This is a genomic window from Kitasatospora putterlickiae (assembly GCF_039527695.1).
GTDB lineage: Bacteria > Actinomycetota > Actinomycetes > Streptomycetales > Streptomycetaceae > Kitasatospora > Kitasatospora putterlickiae.
Map to the genome: position 1 here is coordinate 487 of NZ_BAAAKJ010000557.1, position 2391 is coordinate 2877.

General features: G+C 77.7%; 3 protein-coding genes. All 3 read left to right on the forward strand.

What is annotated here, in order from left to right; all coding sequences use genetic code 11:
- Positions 1 to 305: bpX5 domain-containing protein (locus ABD308_RS39280; protein ID WP_344345906.1), on the forward strand; the 305-nt coding region annotated here is incomplete at its 5' end.
- Positions 302 to 1990, forward strand: coding sequence for a hypothetical protein (locus tag ABD308_RS39285; RefSeq protein WP_344345908.1), 1689 nt, complete (start codon positions 302 to 304; stop codon positions 1988 to 1990). The genes ABD308_RS39280 and ABD308_RS39285, both read left to right, overlap by 4 nt.
- On the forward strand, positions 1987 to 2391 hold a 405-nt coding region (locus tag ABD308_RS39290), incomplete at its 3' end, for a bpX6 domain-containing protein (RefSeq protein WP_344345910.1). The genes ABD308_RS39285 and ABD308_RS39290, both read left to right, overlap by 4 nt.

Genomic DNA, 2391 nt, shown 5'->3' on the forward strand with positions numbered 1-2391 from the left:
GGGACCGGCTCACCGGCGGCGCCCGGCTCGGTGTGCTCGCCGACGACACCGCGCTGCTCGTCCTCGGCGCGGAACCCGACCTCCCGTGGTCGGACGGCGCCCGCTACCTCGGCCGCGACGGCGACCTGCTCGTCCCCACGACCGCCCGCCCCCGGCCCGCCGCCGCCCTCTGGCGCACCGCCCTCGGCGCGGGCCCGGGCGACCTCTGCGTGCTCACCCCCGACCACGCCCTCGTCGCCGCCCAGCCCGCCCCCGCCACCGACCCGGAGGCGCTCACGCCGTATGCCCGGAGGGCCGAGCGGTGAGCGCCGCCCGCCTCCCGGTCGGACTGGCGTCCTGGGGCGGGGCGCTGTCCGCGCTCACCCCTGAACTGGCGACCGCCCTGGGACCGTTGCTGCGCCGTCTGGACGCGCTCGTCGGCGAGCGCGAGCCGGTGGCCGACGGGCCGGGGGAGCCGGACGGCGTGGGCGGGATCGGCCGGTCCGGGCGCCCCGACCAGTTGCTGCCCGCCGAGTGGCTGCTCGCCGAGGAGCACCCCGAGGAGTTCCTGCGTCGCTTCGTCGATCGTGAACTCCTCTATCTGGCACCCGAGTTCCGCACCGCGAAGCCGCGCGGACGGACGGTCGCGATGGTGGACGCCGGCCCCTCGCAGGCCGGCGCCGGGCGCCTCGTTCAGCTGGCCGCGCTGCTCGTGCTGCACCGCCGGGCCGCCGCCCGGGGCGGGGAGTTGCTGGTGGGCGTGTTGGGTGACGAGCCCGTGCAGTGGTTCGGCGGCGAGCCCGCCGACCTGCTGCCCGCCTGGCTCGCGGCCCGCCGTACCGCCGACGCGACGCCTGAGGACGTGGAGTTCGCCGCCGCCACGCTGGACGCCGCCGACCGGGCCTGGGTGCTCACCTCGCCCCGGCTCGCCGACCGGCTCCCGGGCCTGCCCAGGGTCCTCGCGAGCGAGCCGACCCGCTGGGGCCCGGCGGGCGCCACCCACGTCACCGTCGGCCTCGACCGCTCGGAGTTCGAACTGTCGCTGCCCGCCGCCGACATCGCCGTCCGGGCGCTGCGCGGCGCGGAGTTCCGGCGCGGCGCCACGACCGCCGTCGTCCCGTCGGCCGAAGCCGGTCCGCGCGGCGGGTGGCTGCCCGCGTTCACCACCGAGGCGCCGTTCCTGCTCGCCCGGGGTCGGCGGGTCGGAACGCTGCTCGCCGTGGACGTGCGCGACGTCGAGCGGCGGCACTCGGGCTCCGCGCGGTCCAGGCTGCACCGTCTGAACGGCCAGGTGATCGCCGCCGGGCGGACCGGCCGACGGCTGATCGCCCTGGACCTGCATCGCGGCCGGGTGGTCCGCCATGTCATCGGACGCCCGCTCGCCGGACCCGCGGAACTCTCCGTCGACCCGGCCGAACTCGGCCTCGACGAGGGCCTGGTGAAGCGGCTGTCCGCCCGCCCCGTGCTGCCGCTGCTGCGCTCCGGGGAGGACCTGCTGGTCCCGCTCGCCGGACGCTGGCGGCGGATCGCCCCCGACGGCAAGGTCACCGACGACGGGCCGGCCGGCCACGGCACGGAACGCGAGCGCGGCTTCGACCGGTTCCGCGAGCCGCGCCTGTTCGGCCGCCGTCTGCCGCCGGGCGCCGTGCGGGCGCCGCACCTGCTGCACGCGGACGGCACGGTGGCCTGGTCGGAGGACGGCAAGCGGTGGACGGCGCGGACCGCGCGAGGTGTCGAGCGGCTGCTGTCGTTCCGGGAGAAGGCCGAGGTGATCGGCCTGGTCCAGGACGGCCACGAGCCGGCGCTGATCACCTGGTCGTCCGACGGCGGGGTGGTCCGCGCGATCCGCGTCGACGGCGTCCGCACCCTGAGCCGGTTCTCCGGCGGCACCACCGCCCCCGCCGTGCACCCCACCCTGCCCATGATCGCGGCCGAGGTCGCGCCCGGGCGGCTCGTGGTCGGCAACACCACCACCGGCCGGATCCACGATGTGTTCGGGAGTGACGAGTGAACGCCGCCGGCTTCGTCCTCGACGTACCGCTGATCGGCCGGGCGGAGGCCGCCGACCGTGTCCTCGCGCTCTGGTGCGACGGCGCACGGCTGCGTGAACTCCCGGACGAACGCTGGCTGTTGACGCTTCCCGAGCCGGTCGAGGTGCGTGCCGACCGGGCTCCCGGCCTGCCGCTGGAGCGCACCGGGCGCGGCGCGCTGGCCGCGCCCGGCACCTCGGCCGGGGCGGCCGGTCCGGGGCAGCTCGTGCTCACGCGGGCCGACCTGACGACAACCCGGCCCATCGACGAGCTACCGGCGCTGGACCCGTCCGGCTGGCTCCTGCTGACCGGCCTCACCCTGCACCGCCCGCGCCCGCTCGGCGTCGCCCCGGTACCCGAGGCGGCGCCCGTCGAGGAGTCG